This window comes from Streptomyces sp. NPDC018964, from assembly GCF_044390325.1.
Taxonomy (GTDB): domain Bacteria; phylum Actinomycetota; class Actinomycetes; order Streptomycetales; family Streptomycetaceae; genus Streptomyces.
This window is the reverse complement of the sequence record NZ_JBIRYZ010000002.1, coordinates 35,531-57,731: the sequence shown is the minus strand read 5'-3', so window position 1 is coordinate 57,731 and position 22,201 is coordinate 35,531. Positions and strand designations below refer to the sequence as shown.

Below are 22,201 nucleotides of genomic sequence, written 5' to 3'. Positions count from 1 at the left end.
GGCCGGTCAGTGGCCTCCCCGGTTCTCGGCACAGGGTTCCGCTCCGGGCCGGGGCTCGGCGTAGGCGCCGTGCGCCTCGGAGCATGTCCACAGCGTTCCGCCCGGGGTCTCCCCCGTCATGAGTGGGGGTACTCACCGACAGGTGACCCTTGGTCACGACGCGGTCACGATCCCCGACTTGACACGGGACGCGGTCTTGCCACCCCCACCCCCCGGGCGTAGACCAGAGCGCACGGGACAGCGCTGGGCGTTCGACGGAGTACGAAGAACGGGGCAGTGATGCGCAGGACGAGCAGGATCATCCGGACACGCAGGTCGCCTGGGAACCACCTGGCGGCCCCCCGCACCCGCAGGGCCGCCGCGGTGCTCGCCGCGGGGGTGCTCGCGGTCTCGCTCACCGCGTGCGGCGGTGGCGACGACGACAAGGGCGACGACGAGGACAAGGGCGGCGGGACCGGCGGGACCGGGACCACCGTCACCTTGCCCAAGCTGGACGGCGAGAGCCTCGAGGTGGCCGCCGTGTGGACCGGCGCCGAGCAGGCCAACTTCAAGAAGGTCCTCGCGGAGTTCGAGAAGCGCACCGGCGCCAAGGTGACCTTCGTCCCCGCCCAGGACCCGATCATCAACTTCCTCGGTTCGAAGGTCGCGGGCGGCGCCCCGCCGGACGTGGCGATGCTGCCGCAGCCGGGCGCCATCAAGCAGGCCGTCGACAAGGGCTGGGCCAAGCCGCTCGGCGCCGAGGCGGCCAAGGAGCTCGGCGAGAACTACTCGCAGGGCTGGCAGGACATCGGCACGGTCGACGGCAAGCAGTACGGCGTCTACTACAAGGCCGCCAACAAGTCGCTGATCTGGTACAACGCCCAGGTCTTCGAGAACGCGGGGGCCGCCGAGCCCAAGACGTGGGACGAACTGCTCACCACCGCGCAGACGGTGTACGACTCCGGTGTCACCCCGTTCTCGGTCGGCGGCGCCGAGGGCTGGACGCTGACCGACTGGTTCGAGAACGTCTACCTCTCCCAGGCGGGACCGGAGAAGTACGACCAGCTCGCGAAGCACGAGATCAAGTGGACGGACCCCTCCGTCAAGGAGGCGCTGACCACGCTCGCCGAGATCTGGGGCAAGAAGGACTACGTCGCCTCCGGCGCGCTGGGGACCGACTTCCCGACGTCCGTGACGCAGACCTTCACCGGCGGCGACCAGCCCAAGGCCGGCATGGTCTACGAGGGTGACTTCGCGCAGGTCAACATCGGCGAGACCGAGGCGGAGGTGGGCACGGACGCCAAGGTGTTCCCGTTCCCGGCGGTCGGCGACACCGCGCCGGTGGTCTCCGGCGGTGACGCGGCCGTGATCCTGGAGGACTCGAAGGCGGCGCAGGCGCTGGCCACCTTCCTGGCCTCCCCCGACGCGGCGGCGATCCACGCGAAGCTGGGCGGCTTCCTCTCCCCGAACAAGAACGTCGACCCGTCGGCGTATCCGAACGACGTGCAGAGGAAGATCGCCGAGGCGCTGGTCGCGGCCGGCGACGACTTCCGCTTCGACATGTCCGACCAGGCCCCGCAGGCCTTCGGCGGCACACCCGGCAAGGGCGAGTGGAAGATCCTCCAGGACTTCCTGAAGAACCCGGGGGACGTCGCCGGGACGCAGGCGAAGCTGGAGGCCGACGCGGCCGCGGCGTACGGGAACTGATCCGGCGATGGCGTCGGACACGGCGGCAGGGGCACCGAAGGCGGCCCCTGCCGCTCCCAAGTCGCGCAAGAGCGTCACCGGCACCCGCACCACCGTGGCGGCGCTGTTCCTGCTGCCCGCGCTCGTGCTGCTCGGTGCGCTCGTGGTCTACCCGATCGGGTACTCCGTCGTCCGCAGCTTCTACGACCAGTCCGGTGACGGCTTCGCCGGAATCGACAACTACCGGGCCCTGTTCACCGACGACGGCATCCGCACCGCCCTGAAGAACAACGTCGTCTGGGTGGTGTTCGCGCCGACGATCGCGACCGCGCTCGGCCTGGTCTTCGCGGTGCTGACCGAACGGGTGCGCTGGGGAACGGCGTTCAAGCTGGTCGTCTTCATGCCGATGGCGATCTCGATGCTGGCCGCCGGCATCATCTTCCGCCTGGTGTACGACCAGGACCCCGACAAGGGCGTGGCGAACGCGGTGTGGGTGGGGGTGCACGACACCTTCGCCCAGTCGTCGGCGTTCCCGAAGGCGCACCCGGGCCGCGAGTCGCCGCTGGAGCCCGCCGGCGGGGGCGCGTTCATCACCAAGGGGACGGTGAGCACCGGTGACACGGTGACGCTGCCGCTGGTCGGGGTCGCCCCCGACCTGATGCCGGACGAGGCGGAGCGGGCGGCGGCGCCGAAGCCGGAGGACGACCGGATCACCGGCACCACCTGGCAGGACTTCACCCGCGGCAAGGGCGTCGGCACGCTGAACGGCGTCGACGCGGCCGAGCTGGGCTATCCGGGGATGCGGATCGAGGCCGTCAAGGACGGCGAGGTGGTGGAGACGGCCACCGCGGGCGACGACGGCGCGTTCTCCTTCTCCTCGAAGGCCGACGGGGCCCGGCTGCGGCTCCCGGCGGGCAACTTCGCCGAGCCGTACAACGGCCTGGACTGGCTCGGCCCGTCGCTGGTCACGCCGGCGATCATCGGCTCGTACATCTGGATGTGGGCGGGCTTCGCGATGGTGCTGATCGGGGCCGGGCTCGCGGGGATGCCCCGGGAGCTGCTGGAGGCCGCGCGGGTGGACGGCGCGAACGAGTGGCAGGTGTTCCGACGGGTCACGGTGCCGCTGCTGGCGCCGGTCCTCGCGGTCGTCACCGTCACCCTGATGATCAACGTGCTGAAGGTGTTCGACCTGGTCTTCATCATCGCGCCGGGCTCGTCCCAGGACGACGCGAACGTCCTCGCGCTGGAGCTGTACCGCAAGGGCTTCGCGTCGGACCAGCCGGGCATCGCCAGCGCGATCGCGGTGTTCCTGCTGCTGCTCGTCATCCCGGTGATGTGGTTCAACGTGCGACGGCTGCGGCGGGAGGTGCGGCGATGAGCGACGTCGTCAAGGCGGTCCCCACCGTCAGGGCCGAGCGGTCGCTCGGGTCCCGGCTGAGCGAGTGGGTCAGCGGCGGACTGGTCCGCGTCTTCCTGATCGTGGTGGGCCTGTTCTGGCTGGTCCCGACGGTCGGGCTGCTGCTGGCCAGCCTGCGCACCCCGCAGGACATGGCCGCCGACGGCTGGTGGAAGGTGTTCACCGAGCCCTCGCAGCTCACCTTCGGCGCCTACGAGACGCTGCTGGAGAACGACGACATCACCGGCTCGCTGCTGAACACGGTGTACATCACCGTCCCGGCGACCGTGCTGGTGGTGGTGATCGGCTCCCTCGCCGGGTACGCCTTCGCCTGGATGGAGTTCCCGGGCCGGGACTGGTGGTTCCTGGCGGTGGTGGGGCTGCTGGTGGTGCCGGTGCAGGTGGCGCTGATCCCGATCGCCGAACTCTTCGGCAACATCGGCCTCTTCGGCTCCGTGACCGGCGTGGTCCTCTTCCACGTCGGTTTCGGCCTGCCGTTCGCGGTGTTCCTGCTGCGGAACTTCTTCGCGGAGATCCCGAGGGAGCTGCTGGAGGCGGCCCGGCTGGACGGCGCGGGCGAACTGCGGCTGTTCGTACGGGTCGTGATGCCACTGGCCGGTCCGGCCATCGCCGCGCTCGGCATCTTCCAGTTCCTGTGGGTGTGGAACGACATGCTGGTCGCGCTGATCTTCACCGACTCGGGAAGCCAGCCGATCACGGTCGCCCTGCAGACCCAGGTACGGCAGTTCGGCAACAACGTCGACGTCCTGGCGCCCGGCGCGTTCATCTCGATGGTGGTCCCGCTGGTCGTGTTCTTCGCGTTCCAGCGGCAGTTCGTCTCCGGTGTGATGGCGGGCGCGGTGAAGTAGCGGGAACACGGACGGGCTCGAAGGGGCGGGCCGTCACGGGTCCGCCCCTTCGTGTGACGGGCGTCCCCCGGATGCCGCAGGGCGCGTAACCAAGCCGGGGCGGCGGGCGTTGCCGGGCAGAGCGCCCGCACCGACCGTTGGATGCCCCTTGCCCAGGTTCAGTGTCATTGTCCCCGCGTACCAGGTCCAGGCGTATCTGCACGAGTGCCTGGAATCGGTGCTGTCCCAGTCGTACCCCGATCTGGAACTGATCGCCGTCGACGACGGCTCGCCGGACGCCTGCGGTGCGGTGATCGACGAGTTCGCGGCCCGCGACCCGCGCGTACGGGCCGTGCACCTGCCCCGGAACGCCGGCCTCGGCCCGGCCCGCAACGCCGGGATGGAGCGGGCGAGCGGTGACTACCTGGTGTTCCTGGACGGCGACGACACCCTCACGCCCGACACGCTGCTCGCCCTCGCCGACCGGCTGAAGGAGACGGGCGAACCGGACGTGCTGGTCTATGACTACGCGCGCACCCACTGGTCGGGCGAGACCGTGCGCAACCGGGTCGCCGCCGAACTCACCGAGGACGGACCCGCACCGTTCCGCCTCGAGGACCGGCCGGGGCTGCTGAACCTGCTGATGGTGGCGTGGAACAAGGCCTACCGGCGGGAGTTCGTCGAGCGCGCGGGCTTCACCTTCCCGCCCGGCTACTACGAGGACGCCCCGTGGACCTACCCGGTCCTGATGACGGCGGAGTCGATCGCCACCCTGGACCGGGTCTGCGTGCACTACCGGCAGCGCCGGGCCGGCGGCATCCTGCGCACCGTCAGCGAACGGCACTTCGACGTCTTCGACCAGTACGACCGGGTCTTCGCGTTCCTCGACGAGCGGCCCGCGCTGCGGCACTGGCGGCCGGTGCTGTTCCGCCGCATGCTCGACCACCTGGTGACGGTGTACGCGCGGCGGGACCGGCTGCCGCGCGGGTCGCGCGCCGCCTTCCTGCGCCGGGCGCGCGCCCACTGCCGGCGCCACCGGGTGCCCGGAGCGTCCGGCGTGTCCGTGTCCGCGCGCGCCCGGATCCACCACACGCTGGTCCGTCTGGGGCTGCACCGCACCTACCGGGCGCTGCGGCTGGCGGCGGTGCTGCGCCGCCGGTGGGCCCGGATCACGGGGCGGTGGCCGCGTACCCTGCGCGGCGCGGTCCTGCGCCTGCACTACCGGTTCCAGCGGCTGCTGCCGCTCCGCGCCGACCGGGCCCTCTTCGCCGCTCACGGAGGCCGCGGTCACGGCGGTGACCCGGGCGCGCTGGAGTCGGCGCTGCGCGAGCTGGCCCCGCACGTCCGCACCGCGTGGGTGGCGCGTCCCGAGCACCACCACACCCTTCCGCCGACCGCCCGCCGGCTCGTGCCCGGCACGGCCGCCCACTTCAGCGCGCTCGCCCGGTCCGCGTACCTGGTGACCGACGCCGACACCGTGCCGGGGCTGGTCAAGCGCAAGGGGCAGGTCCTGGTGCAGACGCGGCGCGGCACCCCCCTCGGACACGAGGGCCTGGACCTGCTGGAGCGTCCCGCGGCGGCCCGGGACACCGACTTCGCGCGGTTCCTCGCGGGTGTCGACCAGTGGGACTACGTCGTCTCCGCCAACCGCCACTCGACCCTGACCTGGGAGCGGGTCTGCCCCGGCCGCTACACCACCCTGGAGTACGGCAGGCCGCGCACCGACCGGTTCCACACGGCGACCGGGGCGGACGTGGCCCGGCTGCGGGAGTCGCTCGGCGTCCCGGAGGGGTCGGTGGCGATCCTGTACGCGCCGGCCCGCCGCGACTACCGGCGCACCCAGCGCCGGCCGCTCGACCCGGAGCGCGTGGTGCGCCGGCTCGGCCCGCGGTTCGTCGTCCTGTCCCTCGCCGACCGCCACCCGTACGGCGGGCCGCTGGAGGCCGCCTCCGACCGGGTCCTGGACGTCACCGGCCACCCGGACGTCACCGCGCTGTGCCTGGCCTCGGACGCCCTGGTCACGGACTACTCGCCGCTGATGTTCGACTACGCGGGCCTGGACCGGCCGGTCGTGCTGCACATCGACGACTGGGAGGCGTACGAGGCGGCCCGCGGCGCCTACTTCGACCCGCGGGCGTTCCCGCCGGGCCCGGTCGCGGGCGGCGAGGACGAGCTGATCGACGTCTTCGCGAGCGGTCACTGGCGCGGTGCCCGCTCCACCCGGCTGCGGGCGGACTTCCGGGCGCGTTTCTGCCCGCACGACGACGGCCGCGCGGCCGAGCGGGTCGTGCGCCGGGTGGTGCTCGGGGAGACGGACCTGCCTCCGGTGGTGCCGGTGGAGGAACGCCGCCCGGTGCCGCCGACCGGTGCCGTGTCCGTCCCGTCGTCGCTCACGACGGTGCCGCAGCAGCAGCCCGCCGGGGTCCTGGCCGTCACCGATCGCGGCTGACCGCCGTTCCCCCTTCGCGCACAGGGAGTTCCCATGCCCTCCGGCTCGTCGCGGCCCACCCCGGCCCGGCCGCCCGCCCGGCGGCCGGCGGGACGGCCGGGCAGGCGCCCCGCCCGCTGAGGGCGCCACGACATCCTCCACGAGAAAGAGCAGAATGCCCCGCTTCAGCATCATCGTCCCGTCCCACGGGGTCGCCGGCCGGCTGGGCCGGGCGCTGGACTCGGTCCTCGCCCAGTCCTTCGGCGACTTCGAACTGATCCCGGTCTGCCCGGCACCCGGTTCCCCCGCGGCCGACGTGGCCGCCCGGCACGCCGAGCGGGACTCGCGGGTGGCGCCGGTGCACGCGCCGCCGACGGCCGGACTGGCGGGCGCCCGCAACGCGGGGACGCGGGCGGCCACGGGGACGTACCTGCTGTTCCTCGACGGCGACGACGTCCTCGTACCGGGGGCGCTGGCGGCGCTGGACGCGCGCCTGGACCGGACCGGTCCGGTGGACGTGCTGCACTGCGAACACGAGCGGGCGCCCTGGTGGGAGGGCGAGCCCGCCAACCCGGCCGCGCCCCTGCTGGCGAGGGCCCCCGACGGCGCGTTCCCCCCCGGCCGCGCCCCGTACCTCACCGGCGTGGAGTTCCCGGCGTGGAGCGCGGCCTGGCGCCGTGACTTCGTCACCGAGCGGAATCTCGCCTTCCCCGCGGGCCACTTCACGGACATCGGGTGGGGCGGCCTCGCGATGCTGGAAGCCGAGCGGGTGGCGGTGCTGCGTTCGGTCGTCGTACGGCATCTGGTGCGGCGGCAGGGCAGCCGGCTGAACCTGCCCGGGGAACACCACGCCGAACTGCTGGACCAGGTCGAGCTGGTGCTGGAGCGGGCCGCCGGACGGGGGCTGCCCGCCGAGCGGGCGACACCCCTGTTCGAGCAGTTGTTCGCCGCCGTGCTGAGGACGGCCGCCCGTCCCCGGCGGCTCCCGTCGGGCCGCCGTGCCTTCTTCCACCGGGCGAGCACCCTGTACCGGCGGCACCGCCCCGCCGGGTACCGGCCCCCGCGCGGCAGTCTCGGGGTGCAGCACCGGCTGCTGGCGTCCGGCTCCTACGGGGCGTTCACCGCCCTGCGCGGCGCCCGTCGCGCGGTGGCGCGGACCGTGGCGGCGGTGCCGCGCCCCAGGGGCCTGCGCACCCGGCTGCTGTACCGGATGCACCGGTACCGCCCGCTTGATCCGGACCTCGCCGTGTACTGCGCGTACTGGGGCCGCGGCTACGTCTGCAACCCGGCCGCGATCCACGCCAAGGCACGCGAACTCGCCCCGCACATCCGCTCGGTGTTCCTGGTGGAGGCCGGCCGGGAGCACACCGTGCCGGACGGCGTCGAGTACGCGGTCCTCGGCAGCCGCCGCTGCTGGGAGGTGCTGGCCCGCGCCACGTACCTGGTCAACAACGCCAACTTCGCCGACGGCGTGGTCAAGCGGCCCGGCAGCGTCCACCTCCAGACGCAGCACGGCACCCCGCTGAAGACGATGGGCGTCGACCAGTCGACGTACCCGGTGGTGGCCGCCGCCACCGGCAGCTTCGCCAAGCTGCTCGGCCGGGTGGACCGCTGGGACTACAACCTCTCCGCCAACCCGCACTCCACGCGCGTGTGGGAGCGCGCCTTCCCCGGCTCCTACGAGCACCTGGAGTACGGCTATCCGCGCAACGACGTGTACCTGACGGCCGGCGCGGACGACGTGGCCCGGATCCGCGCGGAGCTGGGCGTGCCGGAGGGCGCGCGGGCCGTGCTGTACGCGCCCACCCACCGCGACCACCGCACCGGCTTCGAGCCCGGCCTCGACCTGGAGGCGTTCTGCGCGGCGGCCGGCGAGGACGTCGTCGTCCTGCTGCGCGCCCACTACTTCTACGACCGGGGCACCGCGCGGGCCGGCGGCCGGGTCATCGACGTCACCGCGCACCCCTCGTCGGAGGACGTGTGCCTGGCCGCCGACGCGCTGGTCACCGACTACTCGTCGATCATGTTCGACTACGCCAACCTGGATCGGCCGATCGTGGTGTACGCCGACGACTGGGACGTCTACCGGGAGGTCCGGGGCGTCTGCTTCGACCTGATGGACGCACCGCCGGGGCCGGTGGTCCGCACCCCCGAGGAGCTGGCCCGCGTGTTCCGTGACGGCTCGTACGCGGACGCGGGGTCGGCCGCGCTGCGGGCCGGGTTCCGGGAGCGGTTCTGCGCGTTCGACGACGGGCGGGCCGCCGAGCGGGTGGTGCGCCGGGTGCTGCTCGGCGAACCGCCCGAGGCCCTGCCGCCCGTGATCCCGCTCGCGGAGCGCGTCCCCGCCCCCGCCGCCACCGCCCTGGTGAGGAGCTGACAGAACAGTGCCCCGCTTCAGCGTCATCGTCCCCGTCCACAGGGTGCGGGGGTACCTGCACGCCTGTCTCGACTCGGTGCTCGGGCAGTCGTACCGCGACCTCGAGGTGATCGCCGTCGACGACCGCTCCCCCGACGACTGCGGCGCGGTCCTCGACGCGTACGCGGCCCGCGACGAGCGGGTCCGGGTGGTGCACCTGCCGGAGAACGTGGGCCTGGGCCGGGCCCGCAACGCGGGCATGGAGCACGCGACGGGCGACTACCTGTTCTTCCTCGACGGCGACGACACCCTCGCCCCGGGCGCGCTGCGCGCGGTGGCCGACCGCCTCGACGAGACCGGTGATCCGGACGTCCTGGTCTTCGACTACGCCCGCACCCACTGGTGGGGCGGCACCCGCCGCAACACCCTGGCCCGTGTGCTGGCCGTCGAGGAGGTGTTCACGGCGGCCGAGCGGCCGGAGATCCTCGATCTGCTGATGGTGGTGTGGAACAAGGTCCACCGCCGTGACTTCGTCGTCCGGGAGGGCTTCGCCTTCCCGCCCGGCTGCTACGAGGACACGCCCTGGACCTTTCCGGTGCTGCTCAGCGCGGAGCGCATCGCCGCCCTGGACCGGATCTGCGTGTACTACCGGCAGCGCCGCCGGGGCAGCATCCTGTCCACCACCGGCCGCGGGCACTTCGACGTCCACGCGCAGTACGCGCGGGTGTTCCGGTTCGTCGACGCCCGCCCGGAGCTCGCGCACTGGCGGCCCTTCCTGCACGCCAAGATGGGCGAGCACTGCCTCGACATCCTCGCCAAGCCGGACCGGCTGCCGCCGTCCGACAGGGGCGAGTTCTTCCGCCGTACGGCCGAGATGTTCCGGGCGCACCGGCCGGAGGGCGCGGTGGTCCCCGCGGAACTGCGGGTGCTGGAGGGGAGTTACGCCGGGTACGTCCTGCGGCAGCGGGCGGAGCGGGCCGGGCGGGAGCTGGGGCGGCGGGCCCGGCAGGCGGGTACGGCGACGGCGGCGCGGTACGCCCGGACCCGGGCCCGGTCCGTCTTCCGCCGCCCGCTCGACCCGGACCTCGCCGTGTACTCGGCGTTCTCGCACCGGGGCGTGCTCGGCGACCCGGCCGCGATCCACCGCGCGGCACGCGAACTCGCCCCGCACGTGCGGGGCGTGTGGGTGCTGGCCGACGAGGAGCAGGCGGCCGGGCTGACGCCGGACACCGAGTACGTGCTGCTCGGCTCGCCCGGATACCGCCGGGTGACCGAGCGGGCCACGTACTTCGTCAACAACGTCAACTGGCCGGGCTCGCTGGTCAAACGCCCGGGGAGCGTGCACGTCCACACCCACCGGGGCACCCCGCTGAAGTACCTGGGCGCCGACCTGCTGGACCGGCCCGGCGCCCGGCTCGGCCTCGACGTCCCGCGGATGCTGCGCCGCGCCGACCGCTGGGACTACAGCCTGGTCGCCAACCGGCACTCCGAGCTGGTGTGGGAGCGGGCCTTCCCCTGCCACTTCACCTCCCTGCGCACCGGCAGCCCCCGCAACGACGTCCTGGTCGCGGCCCCGGCGGACCGGAGGCGTGTGGTGCGCGAACGGCTCGGCGTCCCGGACGGCGACACGGTGGTGCTGTACGCGCCGACCCGCCGCGACTACCGCAGGGACGGGCTGGTGGAGCGGCTCGACCTCGCCCGGTTCGCCGCCTGCCTGGGCGAGGGCCGCACCCTCGTCGTCCGCCTGCACCCCTCGCTGGCCGCCGGCCCGGCGCGCGGGCTCGGCCTGTCCGAGCTGCACCGGCGGGGCGTGCTCGTCGACGCCACGGACGAACCGGAGACGCAGGACGTGCTGCTCGCCGCCGACGTGCTGGTCACCGACTACTCGTCGATCATGTTCGACTACGCCCTGCTGGACCGGCCGATCGTGGTGTACGCCGACGACTGGGACGCCTACCGGGCGAGCCGGGGCGCCTACCTGGACATCACGGCCGAGGCGCCGGGCCACGTGGCACGCTCCCCCTGGGAACTGGCGTGGCTGTTCGACTCCGGGGCCTGGAAGGACGAGGAGGCGGCGCGGCTGCGGTCGGCGTTCCGGAAGCGGTTCTGCGAGTTCGACGACGGCCGGGCCGCCGAGCGGGTGGTGCGGACGCTGATGCTGGGCGAGCCGATGCCCGAGCGGCCGGCACCCGGACCGGCCCGGGTGCCGGCCCAGGCCACCGGCGCCGGCCTGCCGGTCCCGTCGTGACACCGCGCACCCGGGTCCTGCTGCTGGCCGCCGTCTTCGCGCTGCTGCAACTCGCCAACGTCACCGGCCGGGACACCCCCGACAGCAAGAACTACCTGTCGTACGCGCTGAGCCTGACCGGTGCGGACAAGCGGGAGGCGGCGACCGCCACCATCGACCACTTCTGCGCGGGCCGGGCGTCGATCGCGCACCGCGAGCAGAACGTGGACGTGGTCCGCTTCCACGCCCCCGACCCCGCTCCGGAGGTCCTGCGCGAGTGCCGGGAGCGGGAGTGGCGGCAGGTGGAGGCGATGCTGGCGGCCGGGCGGACCGGCGGGCACACCGTGCCGTTCATGCCGGAGCGGTTCATGCGGATCTTCGAGGCGCGGCCCGGCTACCCGGTGTTCCTGGCCCCGTTCGTCGCCTTGTTCGGGGCGACCTGGGGGGTGTGGGCGGCGGGCGTGGTGGTGACCTGCGCGGGCGGGGTGCTCGCCTTCCTGGTGCTGCGCGCCCTGTCGGTGCCGGTGCCGCTCGCGCTCACCGGGCAGGCGCTGTTCCTGGTCCTGCCGTGCGGGACGACGGCGATGCGCCCGATGACCGAGGGGCTGCTGCTGGCGCTCACCCTGGTGGCGCTGTGGGGCTGCGCGCTGGTGCTGGAGGGCCACAGGAGGCGGGCGGGCCTGCTGCTGGTGGGGGCGGCGCTGCTCGCGCTGTTCACCGTCAAGCACGCACAGGCCCTGTTCCTCGGGCTGTGCCTGGCGGGTGCGGGCGCGGCGGTCGCCGTACGGCGCCGGTGGCGGGGGCGGGAGCCGGGGCGCGGGGTGGTGGCGCTCGCGGGGGCCGGGTGCGCGGGGGTGTTCGGCACGGTGCTGCTGGCCCGGCTGCTGGGGTATCCGTCGGTGTCGGAGAGCGTGCAGGACCTGCTCACCGGTCACTTCGCCCGCCCCGACCGGGAACGGCCGTGGGCGGAGTTCCTCCAGTTGCAGGGGAACTTCTGGACGGAGTGGCTGCGGCGGCAGCTGTGGGAGCCGGTGTTCGTCGCGTTCCTGGCGGCCGGTGTCGCGGGGGCGCCGCGGCGGCCGGCGTTCGGCGTCTTCCTGGTGGCCGCCGCCTGCACGGGGTTCCTCAACCAGGCCGGGCATCCGGACATCAACATCTGGGGCGACCGGCTGATCACGCCGGCCTGGCTGCTGCCGGTGCTGGGCGTGCCGCTGCTGCTGGAGCCGGTGGTGCGGCGGGCGGTGGTGCCGGCACAGGGGGCTCCGGTGGAACCGGCACGCTGACCGTCCGCTTCACCCGATGAGGTGACGTGGGGTCATGCCGTGGAGCGCGCCGGGAAGATTGGGCAAATGCCCGCGAAGCTCCCTTTCCGCACCCTCCGATGAGTTCCCCGGTCCTCGTCCGGCCGGCCGTGCGCGGTGCCACGGCGCTGCGCGGCGGCGGGGCCTGGCGCCCCACCCCGTACCAGTTCTTCGGCTTCCTGTTCTGGCTGGTGATGTCGCTGGCGTACTGGAGGGTGCCGCTGTGCTGCGACGCCGGACAGCACGCGGCGGTCGTCGAGCGCCTCAAGGACGACCTGCTGAACCCCCGGCACCCGATGGCGGACCTGCCGGGGGCGGGCAGCCCCTACTACTCGCCGTTCGCGCTGGCGCAGGGCGCGGCCGCCCGGCTGACGGGGCTGGGCGGCTGGGAGGTGGTCCGGCTCACCGGGCCACTGAACCTGCTGGTGCTGCTGACCGGGATCGGCCGTTTCGTGCGGGTGCTGACCCCGCGCCCGTGGGCGCCGGTGCTGGCGCTCGGCGCGATGGCGCTGCTGTGGGGAGTGGAGCGGGCCTGGTGGAGCGGCTACCTGAACCTGATGTCGATGACGGGCAATCTGCCCTACCCGTCGGCGTGCGCGATCGGGCTCACCTTCTGGGCGTGGGCGCTGACGGGGGCGCGGGCCCGGAACGCGGGGGCCGTGCGGTACGTGGGGCCGGGCGGGCCGCGCCCGGCCCTGGGGCATGCGGCGCTGGGCGCGCTGTACGGGCTGGTCCTGCTCGTGCACCCGATCACGGCGGTCGCGGCGGCGCTGGGCGCGGTGGCGCTGGTCGCCGGGTGGCAGCGGCGGTGGTCGGCCGCGGTCGCCGGGCGGTGGGCGGTGACGGGGGCGGTGGCGCTGCTGACGGCCGCCTGCTGGCCGTACTTCGACGTGTTCGCGCTGGCCGGGGACGGCAGCGTGGACGCGCTGCACCGGCGGCTGTACCTGGACCTCGGCGGTCGGTTCGGGCTGGTGCCGCTCGGGCTGCCGGCGCTGTGGCTGCGGGCCCGGCGCGCCTCGTGGCGCGATCCGCTGGTGCTGCTGTTCGCCCTGGACTGCCTGGTGGTGGCGTACGGCTGGGTCAGCGGCCACTACACCTACGGCAGGATCCTCGGGCTGACGCCGGTGCCGTTGCAGTTCGCGCTCGCGGTGGAGCTGGCGGCGCCGCGGCCGTGGCCGGTGTGGCGGCGGCTGCTGGGCGGGGCCGCGGCGGCGGGGGCGTGCGTGGCGTTCCTGACCGTGCACGCGGGGGCGGTGGTGCCGGCGGGCTTCGCACGGCCGCCGGACTGGCCGTCGTACGACTGGGCCGCGCGGTACGTCGGACCGGGCGAGGTCGTGATCACCGACGGCTACCACGCCGTCCACGCGATCGCCGGGTACGGGCCGAACCTCGCCGCGCCGGCCTGGCCGGACGCCTCGCTGGACGAGGGGGAGCGGCTGCGGCGGGTGGCCGACGTGCGCGCGTACCTCGATCCCGGTTCGACCCGCGCCGAGCGGGCCGCGGTCGTCCGCCGGTACCACGCGCGCTGGCTGCTGCTGACGCCGCGGCAGCGGGTGCCCGAGGAGGCGGTGGTGGTGGCGTGGAGCCGGCGGACGGGTGAGGTGCTGGCGCGGGTGCCGGGGACTACTCGATGACGAGGTCGACGGGGATGTTGCCGCGGGTGGCGTTGGAGTAGGGGCAGACCTGGTGGGCCTGCTCGACCAGCTTGCGGCCGGTCTCCTCCTCGATGCCCTCGGGCAGCTCGACGCGGAGCGTCACCGCGAGCGCGAAGCCCTCGCCCTGCTTGCCGAGGACGACCTCGGCGGTCACCGCGGCGTCGCTGACGTCGACCTTCGCCGCCCGGCCGACCACGCCGAGGGCGCTGCCGAAGCAGGCCGCGTAACCGGCGGCGAAGAGCTGCTCGGGGTTGGTGCCCTGGCCGTTGCCGCCGAGCTCCACGGGGGCGCTCAGGCCGAGGTCGAGCTTGCCGTCGGAGGTGACGGCGCGGCCCTCGCGGCCGTGGGTGGCGGTGGCGACAGCGGTGTAGAGCGCGTCCATGGAAAGGACCTTCCCTCTCGAGTCGTGGCTCGGCCGGGCCCTTCGGTTCGGTGGGTCCGGCCGCCGTACGACCACAAGTAGAGCACACAATTTAATTGTGTGCAATCAAATGGCCCGCGAGGCTACCCTGGAGGCATGACAGCCACCCCGAGCCCCTCCCCCGCTACGGCCCCGCCGCCGGGCGCCGCGGACGAATGGCTCCGCCTCGAACAGCAGATCTGCTTCAACCTGAACGCCGCCTCCCGCGCCTTCACCGGCGTCTACCGGGTGGTCCTCAAGGACCTCGGGCTCACCTATCCGCAGTACCTGGTCATGCTGGTGCTGTGGGAGCACGGCACGCTGCCGGTGAAGAAGCTCGGCGAGCACCTGCGGCTGGACTCAGGCACCCTGTCCCCGCTGCTCAAGCGGCTGGAGGCGGCCGGCCTGGTGAGCCGGGAGCGCAGTGCGCGCGACGAGCGGTCGGTGGAGGTCCGGCCCACCGGGGAGGGCACCGCGCTGCGGGAGCGGGCCCTGGAGGTGCCGCGCCGGATCATGGCCGCGACCGGCTTCGACATCGACGAGATCCGCGATCTGAGCACTCGCCTGCACCGGCTCACGGCGGCGCTGGACAGGGCGGCGGCGGAGGGCGCGTGAGGGCCGGACGGCCCTCGTAACCTACGCAGGCGTAGCTTACGATGCCGTAGCTTACGGAACCGTAAGTTCACGGATACGCCGGTACGGACCCGGTGCGTCACCCGGTGCTGCCGCCACGTTTGCGAGGACCGCGAGCCGCGGGCGATGTACGTCCGCGAGGGTGGGGACGCCGGGCGGACCGAGGGGCGGCACTGCCTGTGCAACGGGCTGCTGGCCGCCGTCGGCCTCGGCCAGCGCCGCCCGCGCGGCACGGTGGAACCACCCGTCGTCACCATCGGCCAGGACCTGGGATTCCTGCGCCACCTCGCGCCCGAGGGCCGCCCGTACGGCGCGGAGGAGGTCGTGCGGTGGCTGCGCGCGGGAGTGGCGGCCTCCCACGCGTGAGCGGACGACCGGGGGCGCGCCGTCCCTCCGGGGTACTGATGGGCAGAGGCAGACAATCAGCCCAGAGCACTCCGAGGACGTCATGCGCCCCCACCACTCCCAGGCCGCCGTCACCGTCGTCGTCATCGGCCACGACGACGCCGCCCACGTGACCGACGCCGTGCGCTCGGCGCTCGGGCAGGGGCCCGCCGTACGGGAGGTCGTCGCCGTCGACGACTGCTCGACGGACGGCAGCGCCGCCCTGCTGGACCGGCTCGCCTGGGACGAACCCCGGCTGCGGGTGATCCGGCTCCCCGTCAACAGCGGCGGCTGCGGCACCCCGCGCAACACCGGGCTCGCCGCGGTGACCTCCCCGTACGTGATGTTCCTGGACAGCGACGACGTACTGCCGCCCGGCGCGGCGGACACCCTGCTCACGGCCGCGACCGGGGCCCACGCGCAGGTCGCGGGCGGTCTGTGCGTGCGCCGCGAGCTGCCGTCGGGGCGCGAGGTGCCGTGGGAGCCGGCCCTGTACGCCGCGCCCGCCGTGCTCGCCCGCCCGGCGCTGCGCCCGCGCCTGGTCCACGACACGCTGTGCGTCAACAAGCTCTACGCCACGGCCTTCCTGCGCGCGCACGGCATCCGCTTCCCCGAGGGCCGCTTCCCCTACGAGGACGTCGTGTTCACCGCGCGGGTGTGGGCCGCCGCCCCGCGCGTCGCGCTGGTCCCCGACCGGGTGTACGTCTGGCACGTCCGCCGGTCCGCGCGGCGGCCGTCGATCTCGCTGGACCGCGCGGGCGTCGACAACTGGCGGGCCCGCACGCACGCGTGCCGCACCGCCCACGCGATCCTGCTGGCCGCCGGGGAGAAGCGGCTGGCGCGCCGGGCGAGGGCCAAGTTCCTCGACCACGACCTGCGCATGTACGCCCGTGAACTGCCGCTGCGCGACGAGGAGTACCAGCGGAAGTGGTGGGCGCACACGCGGGCGTTCCTCGCGGAGTACGACGCCGCCGACTGGGCCCGCGACCCGGTCGCCCCCGGCCGGCTGACCGGGCGGGTCGTGCTGGCCTCCCCCGAGCCGTGCGACCTGCCCCGGCTGCGGGAGCTGGCGGCCCGGCCGGCCCGGCTGTGCCCGCCGTACGCCCGCGCGGCGGACGGCACGCCCTGCTGGTCGGCCGCCCTGCCCGGAATCACCCTGGAACCCCTGCTGACCCGGCCCGCGCCGCTCCTCCCGCTCGCCGTGGACGCGGAACTGCGCCCCCACGCGCACGGCCCGCGGCTGCGGGTGCGCCTGCACGAGCTGTACGGCCGGGTGGCGCGGGCCGGGCCGGTGGCGGCGGAGGTGGAGTGGCGCCACCGGGACCAGGGCGGCGCCCGCGTCCGCCGCACGGTGCCGCTGCGGACGGCCGCCGACGGCACCTGGGTCGCGGAGACGACCGTGCGGCCGGACCGGCTCGCCATGCTCGGCACGGGCGCCTGGGACCTGCGGCTGCGGGTGCGCTTCCGGGACGGTTCGAGCCGCCGGGTCACCGCGCACGCGCTCGCCGGGCCGGGGCTGCTGCGCCGCTGCGTGATGCCGAGCCCCTGGCACGGCGTGGTGCTGGTGCGGCCGTACGCCACGCACTCGGGTGCGCTGGCCCTGCGCGTGGCGGCCGGGGTCCGCGGAGTCGTCCCGGTGCTGCGCGCGAGGCTCCGGCGCCTGGTTCACTGAGGGGCGACCTGTTCGATCGCGGAAGCACGGGCCAACGACGAGGGGACGGCCGTCCATGACCTGGTTGATCACCGGCGGCGCCGGCTACATCGGGGCGCACGTCGTACGGGCGATGACCGAGGCGGGCGAACGGACGGTGGTGTACGACGACCTGTCCACCGGCCTCGCCGACCGGGTGCCGGACGGGGTGCCGCTGGTGGTCGGCTCCACCCTGGACGGCGAGCGGGTGGCGCGCGCCCTCGCGGACCACGAGGTCACCGGGGTCGTCCACCTGGCGGCGAAGAAGCAGGTGGCCGAGTCGGTGTCGCTGCCCCTGCACTACTACCGGGAGAACGTGGAGGGCCTGCGGGTCCTGCTGGAGGCGGTCACGTCGGCCGGTGTCCGCTCCTTCGTCCTCTCCTCCTCGGCAGCGGTGTACGGCATGCCGGACGTGGCCCTCGTGACGGAGGAGACCCCGTGCGCGCCCCTGTCTCCGTACGGTGAGACGAAGCTGGCCGGTGAGTGGCTGGTCCGCGCGACCGGCAGAGCGGCCGGACTCTCGACGGCCTGTCTGCGCTACTTCAACGTCGCCGGAGCCGCCCGCCCGGACCTCGCCGACACGGGCGTCTCCAACCTCGTCCCGATGATCTTCGAGAGGCTGACGGACGGTCTGCCCCCGCGCGTGTTCGGCGACGACTACCCGACCCCCGACGGCACCTGTGTCCGCGACTACATCCACGTCGTCGACCTGGCCGAGGCCCATGTCGCGGCGGCCCGCGCGCTGCGCGCCGCCCCCGGCCGGGACCTCACCCTCAACATCGGCCGCGGTGAGGGCGTCTCCGTCCGGGAGATGATCGACCGCGTCAACGCCCTCACCGGCCACGACCTCCCGCCCGTGGTCGCCCCGCGCCGCCCCGGCGACCCGGCCCGCGTCGTCGCCTCCGCCGACCGCGCGGCCGCGGAACTGGGCTGGAAGGCCCGCCACGGCGTCGACGACATGATCACCTCGGCCTGGGCGGGCTGGCTGCGCCCGCACCCGTCGGCGGGGTCCCGTCCCTGATGCCGACCCGCACCGAACGCGCCCTGGGCGCCGTCGTCGGCTCCGCCGTGGGCGACGCCCTGGGCGCCCCCTTCGAGTTCGGCCCCGAGGGCGCTTTCTCGGCCCGCTTCCCGGCACCGGGGTCCGGGGGCGAGATGTGCGGGGGCGGCGGCTGGGACCCGGGCGAGGCGACGGACGACACGCAGATGGCGGTGCTGGTCGCCGAGTCGCTGCTGGAGCGCGGCGGCCTCGACCTCCCCGACGTCTTCCACCGCTTCCGGCGGTGGGCGGCCGCCGAGCCGAAGGACATCGGCCTCCAGACGGAGGCCGTACTGACCGGCGGCGACCCGTGGGACCTGGCCGCCGCGGTGCACTTCCAGACCAGCCAGCGGGCGGCGGGGAACGGCGCGCTGATGCGGGCGGCCCCCTCCGCCGTGTACTTCGCGCCCCAGGGCCGTACCGCCACCATGGACGCCGCCCGCCGCCTCTCCGCCCTCACCCACGGCGACCGGGCGGCCTGGGAGGGCACGGCCGTCCTCCACGAACTCATCCGCGTGGCCCTGACCGGCGCCGACCCGCTGGCCGCCGTACCCGACGCCCTGCGCGCGCTCCACCCGGACCACCACGACCGCTACGCCACCGTCCTCGCCCCCGACTGGCACCCGGACCTGGCCACGGAGTTCAACGGCGCGGTCTGGCCCTGCCTGGGCTCCGCCGTCTGGGCCCTGCGGACGACGACCGGCTACGAGGAGGCCGTACGCGCGGCGATCGACCTGGGAGGCGACACGGACACGGTGGCGGCGGTGACCGGCGGCCTGGCGGGAGCGGTGTACGGCATCGACGCCGTCCCCGCCCGCTGGACCGGGCCCCTGCACGTGCCCCTGCCGGGGTTCGCCGGGCGCGTCCTGACCACGACGGACCTGGCCGGTCTCGCCCGGAGGCTGTGCGGCTGAGCCCCTGCCGGGAAGCCGGCCGTGACCTCGTCCGGACGGGCCGGCTCGGCGCACGGGACCCCGTACGCGGTCGTGTGCCGCCGAGCGGTGACCTGGGGGCCGGGCGCCGTGAGGGTGACGGCGTCCTCGGCCGTCACCCGGGCGGTCACCGTGGGCCGCGTCGCCCCTGCGGAGCGGAAGCCCTCCATGGCGGGCCGGCCTCCCCGATCAACCGGTGTTCCGCCGGCCGCCCGGTGTTCCGTCGGCCGGGCCTCCGGGAGTCGGGTGGGCCGGCCGGGACGGTCCCGGGAACCGGTCATTTCCGCCAGAACAGGTGGTGGGTCACGCCGCTCGGGCTGGGCACGACCTCCAGGTGGAACCGGTCGAGCAGTTCGTCGGGGGACTCCCACAGGCGCAGTCCGGACCCGAGCTTCACCGGGGAGACCACCACGTGCAGGGTGTCGACGAGGTCCGCGTCGAGGAACTGCCTGATGGTGGTGACCCCGCCGCCGAGCCTGACGTCCTTGCCCCGCGCCGCTTCCCGCGCCCGCTCGAGGACCGCGGCCGGGTCGCCCGCGACGAAGTGGAACGTGGTGTCGGAGAGCGTGAACGAAGGACGCTCGTGGTGGGTCATGACGAACACCGGGGTGCGGAACGGGGGCTCCTCCCCCCACCAGCCGCGCCACTCGTGGTCCTGCCAGGGCCCGCGCTGGGGCCCGAACTTGTTGCGGCCCATGATCTCGGCGCCGATGTTGCGCGCGAAGTCCCGGGTGAAGTAGTCGTCGAGGCCCCGGCTGCCCCCGGGGTCGGTGCGCATGGGCCAGCTCGCCGTGGCACCGGCCCACGCGAACAGCCGCTCGGGACGCTCGAGGCCGAACGGCAGCTCGAGGCTCTGGTCCTCGCCGGCGGCGATGCCGTCGCTCGAGACGTTGAAGTTCTGGACTCTCAGAAGCTGAGCCACACGTTCCTCCCTTGTTGTCGGACAACAGGGGTGAGACTCCTCGGGCCGGGAAAAGTCATCGCCGCGTCACACGGCGGTGGCCGGGACCGGCGTACCGGTCCCGGCCACCGCCGTGTGCGGGTTCAGATCTGGTTGAGGCCGCCGTCGACGGCGAGTTCGGCGCCGGTCACGAAACTGCTCCGCGGCGTGGCGAGGAAGAGCACCGCGTCGGCGACCTCCTCCGGACGGCCCAGCCGGCCCAGCGGAATGACTTCGGCGAAGCCGGCCCTGAAGGCGTCGGCCCCGACCTCCGCGGGTGCGACACCGGCGAGTCCGGGGGTGTCGATCGGGCCCGGGACGACGGTGTTGACCCGGATGCCCCGGCCCTTGAGCTCGTTGGCCCAGGTCCGGGCGAAGGAGCGGAGGGCCGCCTTGGACGCCGCGTAGACACCGAACGCCTCCGCGCCGCTGGCCGCGTTGGTCGAACCGGTCAGGACCACCGCGGCGCCGTCGTTGAGCAGCGGCAGCGCCTTCTGGACAGTGAAGAGCGCTCCCCGGACGTTGACCCCGAAGATCTGGTCGAAGTGCTCCTCGGTGATCTTCTCCAGCGACGCGAACGACGCGATCGCGGCGTTCACGAACAGCACGTCGATGCCCTGCCCGCGGTCGCGGACCGCGGCGAACAGCCGGTCCAGGTCGTCCAGGTCGGAGATGTCGCCCTGGACGCCGGTCGCCGAGCCGATGGTCTCGACGGCCGCGTCCAGCTCGACCTTGCGCCGGCCGGTCACGAACACGTGCGCGCCCTCGTCCGCCAGCCGTACGGCGGTCGCCAGGCCGATGCCGGTGCTTCCACCGGTGACGACGGCGGTCTTTCCTTCGAGCTGTCCCATGACAGCACCTCCCTAGTTCTGTACCGATCGGTACGCTAACACGTGAATACCGAACGGTACAGAATGGGTATGCTGGTCGGCATGAGCAGCAGGCAGAAGGCACCGGTGGGCCGACCGAGGGGATTCGACGCCGAGGAGGCCCTCGAACGCGCGCTGGTCGTCTTCTGGCGCCAGGGCTACGAGGGCGCCAGCCTCACCGACCTGACGGAGGCCATGGGCATCACCCGCCCCAGCATGTACGCGGCCTTCGGCAACAAGGAGGAGCTGTTCCGCAAGGTCCTCGACCGCTACACCGAGGGCCCGGGGGCCTACGTCGCCAGGGCCCTGGAGGAACCGACCGCCCGCGCCGTGGCCGCCGCCCTCCTCAACGGCACGGTCCGGGCCACCACCCGCCCCGGCTGCCCGACGGGCTGTCTGGGCGTCCAGGGCGCCCTGGCCACCGGCGACCCCGGGCAGCGGGCCCACGACGTGCTGATCGCCTGGCGCAACTTCAACGGGGCCTGCGTCGCCGACCGGTTCCGGCGCGCCGTCGCCGAGGGCGACCTGCCGCCCGGCACCGACCCGGACCGGCTCGCCCGGTACGTCGTCTCCCTCTCCTACGGGATCGCCGTCCAGGCCGCGAGCGGCGTCGACCGCGACGACCTCCAGCAGGTCGCCGACACCACCCTGCTCAACTGGCCCCCGGCGACCTCAGCGTGATCACGGCCGGTCATCCTCGCGACGGGCACTGACGCCGCCGTACGGCGACACGGAGAAGGAGCCCCGGGGCGCTGCGCGCCTCTCTCACAGCGCCTTCAGCGCCTCCGTCGTCGCCCGGGTCAGGGCTTCCAGGTACCCCTTCGGCGGCTTCGGACCGCGGATGACCACCGAGCGCCAGTACAGGGGGCCCGAGATCAGGTCGAGGGCCAGGGCGTGGTCGGCGCCGGGGCGGAGTTCGCCGCGCGCCTGCGCCGCCGCGACGATGCCCCGGGCGACGGAGTCCTGGCCCTCGCGCAGCGCCTTCTGCAGGGCCTCGGCGATCTCGGGGTTGCGGGCGGCCTCGGCCTGGAGGTCGGGGAGGATCTGCGAGGCGACGGGGTGACGCAGGGCGCGGGAGGTGACCTCGTACAGCAGGCGCAGGTCGCCCTCCAGGGAGCCGGTGTCCGGCGCGGGCAGGCCCTGGACGGCGATCGCGGACAACAGGTCGAGGACCAGGTGCAGTTTGGAGCGCCAGCGGCGGTACACCGCGGTCTTGCCGACACCCGCGCGGCGCGCGATCCCCTCGATCGACATCCGCGCGTAGCCGGCCGCCGCCAGTTCCTCGAAGACGGCCGCCCGGATGGCCTCCGTCACGTCCTGGCGCAGTACGGCGGCCCCGGCGGGCGCCCTGCGGCGCGGACGCGGCTGGGGCTCGTCGGCGTTCGTCGTCATGCGGACAGCATAGGCCGATACCGTCACGACGAAACGGTTGCGTTCC

At 74.1% G+C, this 22,201-nt stretch carries 18 protein-coding genes; 14 read left to right on the top strand and 4 right to left on the bottom strand.

Annotated features, from left to right (window positions below):
• The first annotated feature begins 279 nt into the window (after positions 1 to 279).
• The 8 genes from ACH5AO_RS02985 to ACH5AO_RS02950 all read left to right on the top strand — a co-directional run bounded on the left by ACH5AO_RS02985 (position 280) and on the right by ACH5AO_RS02950 (position 13,855).
• Positions 280 to 1,686, top strand: a complete 1,407-nt coding sequence (locus tag ACH5AO_RS02985; protein WP_398921169.1) for an ABC transporter substrate-binding protein — start codon at positions 280 to 282, stop codon at positions 1,684 to 1,686.
• A 7-nt stretch (positions 1,687 to 1,693) separates the two neighbouring features.
• Entirely contained in the window at positions 1,694 to 3,043 is a 1,350-nt protein-coding gene (locus ACH5AO_RS02980) for a carbohydrate ABC transporter permease (RefSeq protein ID WP_398921166.1), read from the top strand.
• Complete coding sequence (locus ACH5AO_RS02975; protein ID WP_398921164.1) at positions 3,040 to 3,930, top strand: carbohydrate ABC transporter permease; 891 nt, start codon at positions 3,040 to 3,042, stop codon at positions 3,928 to 3,930. The genes ACH5AO_RS02980 and ACH5AO_RS02975 overlap by 4 nt, the downstream gene beginning before the upstream one ends.
• Before the next feature lie 148 nt (positions 3,931 to 4,078).
• On the top strand, positions 4,079 to 6,358 hold the full coding sequence (locus ACH5AO_RS02970; protein ID WP_398921161.1) for a CDP-glycerol glycerophosphotransferase family protein: 2,280 nt from the start codon (positions 4,079 to 4,081) through the stop codon (positions 6,356 to 6,358).
• 154 nt (positions 6,359 to 6,512) lie between these two features.
• Complete coding sequence (locus tag ACH5AO_RS02965; RefSeq protein WP_398921159.1) at positions 6,513 to 8,714, top strand: CDP-glycerol glycerophosphotransferase family protein; 2,202 nt, start codon at positions 6,513 to 6,515, stop codon at positions 8,712 to 8,714.
• A gap of 7 nt (positions 8,715 to 8,721) precedes the next feature.
• Entirely contained in the window at positions 8,722 to 10,941 is a 2,220-nt protein-coding gene (locus ACH5AO_RS02960) for a CDP-glycerol glycerophosphotransferase family protein (RefSeq protein WP_398921158.1), read from the top strand.
• Positions 10,938 to 12,203, top strand: coding sequence for a hypothetical protein (locus tag ACH5AO_RS02955; RefSeq protein WP_398921156.1), 1,266 nt, complete (start codon positions 10,938 to 10,940; stop codon positions 12,201 to 12,203). The genes ACH5AO_RS02960 and ACH5AO_RS02955 overlap by 4 nt, the downstream gene beginning before the upstream one ends.
• A gap of 98 nt (positions 12,204 to 12,301) precedes the next feature.
• A complete protein-coding gene (locus ACH5AO_RS02950; RefSeq protein WP_398921153.1) occupies positions 12,302 to 13,855 on the top strand; it encodes a hypothetical protein in 1,554 nt (517 codons plus the stop codon).
• On the opposite strand, the gene ACH5AO_RS02945 is transcribed toward ACH5AO_RS02950, so the two are convergent.
• Positions 13,845 to 14,258, bottom strand: a complete 414-nt coding sequence (locus ACH5AO_RS02945; protein ID WP_030868470.1) for an organic hydroperoxide resistance protein — start codon at positions 14,256 to 14,258, stop codon at positions 13,845 to 13,847. The genes ACH5AO_RS02950 and ACH5AO_RS02945 overlap by 11 nt on opposite strands.
• Positions 14,259 to 14,393: 135 nt before the next feature.
• On the opposite strand from ACH5AO_RS02945, the gene ACH5AO_RS02940 reads away from it, so the two are divergent.
• From ACH5AO_RS02940 to ACH5AO_RS02920, 5 genes are all read left to right on the top strand, one after another.
• Positions 14,394 to 14,891, top strand: a complete 498-nt coding sequence (locus tag ACH5AO_RS02940) for a MarR family winged helix-turn-helix transcriptional regulator (protein ID WP_398921151.1) — start codon at positions 14,394 to 14,396, stop codon at positions 14,889 to 14,891.
• A 144-nt stretch (positions 14,892 to 15,035) separates the two neighbouring features.
• Complete coding sequence (locus ACH5AO_RS02935) at positions 15,036 to 15,275, top strand: hypothetical protein (RefSeq protein WP_398921148.1); 240 nt, start codon at positions 15,036 to 15,038, stop codon at positions 15,273 to 15,275.
• Positions 15,276 to 15,357: 82 nt separating this feature from the next.
• Complete coding sequence (locus ACH5AO_RS02930; RefSeq protein ID WP_398921146.1) at positions 15,358 to 16,965, top strand: glycosyltransferase family 2 protein; 1,608 nt, start codon at positions 15,358 to 15,360, stop codon at positions 16,963 to 16,965.
• A gap of 55 nt (positions 16,966 to 17,020) precedes the next feature.
• On the top strand, positions 17,021 to 18,004 hold the full coding sequence (gene galE / locus ACH5AO_RS02925) for a UDP-glucose 4-epimerase GalE (RefSeq protein ID WP_398921143.1): 984 nt from the start codon (positions 17,021 to 17,023) through the stop codon (positions 18,002 to 18,004).
• Positions 18,004 to 18,936, top strand: a complete 933-nt coding sequence (locus ACH5AO_RS02920; protein WP_398921141.1) for an ADP-ribosylglycohydrolase family protein — start codon at positions 18,004 to 18,006, stop codon at positions 18,934 to 18,936. The genes galE and ACH5AO_RS02920 overlap by 1 nt, the downstream gene beginning before the upstream one ends.
• A 295-nt stretch (positions 18,937 to 19,231) precedes the next feature.
• Here the strand turns inward: ACH5AO_RS02920 and ACH5AO_RS02915 are convergent, their stop codons facing one another.
• Positions 19,232 to 19,876, bottom strand: a complete 645-nt coding sequence (locus tag ACH5AO_RS02915) for a dihydrofolate reductase family protein (protein WP_398921139.1) — start codon at positions 19,874 to 19,876, stop codon at positions 19,232 to 19,234.
• 122 nt (positions 19,877 to 19,998) lie between these two features.
• The gene (locus tag ACH5AO_RS02910; RefSeq protein WP_398921138.1) at positions 19,999 to 20,745 is read right to left on the bottom strand and encodes an SDR family NAD(P)-dependent oxidoreductase; all 747 of its coding nucleotides are present in this window, start codon (positions 20,743 to 20,745) and stop codon (positions 19,999 to 20,001) included.
• Between the two features lie 81 nt (positions 20,746 to 20,826).
• Between ACH5AO_RS02910 and ACH5AO_RS02905 the strand changes: the two genes are divergently transcribed.
• On the top strand, positions 20,827 to 21,444 hold the full coding sequence (locus ACH5AO_RS02905; protein ID WP_398921137.1) for a TetR/AcrR family transcriptional regulator: 618 nt from the start codon (positions 20,827 to 20,829) through the stop codon (positions 21,442 to 21,444).
• Positions 21,445 to 21,528: 84 nt separating this feature from the next.
• On the opposite strand, the gene ACH5AO_RS02900 is transcribed toward ACH5AO_RS02905, so the two are convergent.
• Entirely contained in the window at positions 21,529 to 22,155 is a 627-nt protein-coding gene (locus ACH5AO_RS02900; RefSeq protein ID WP_398921135.1) for a TetR/AcrR family transcriptional regulator, read from the bottom strand.
• Between the last annotated feature and the right edge of the window lie 46 nt (positions 22,156 to 22,201).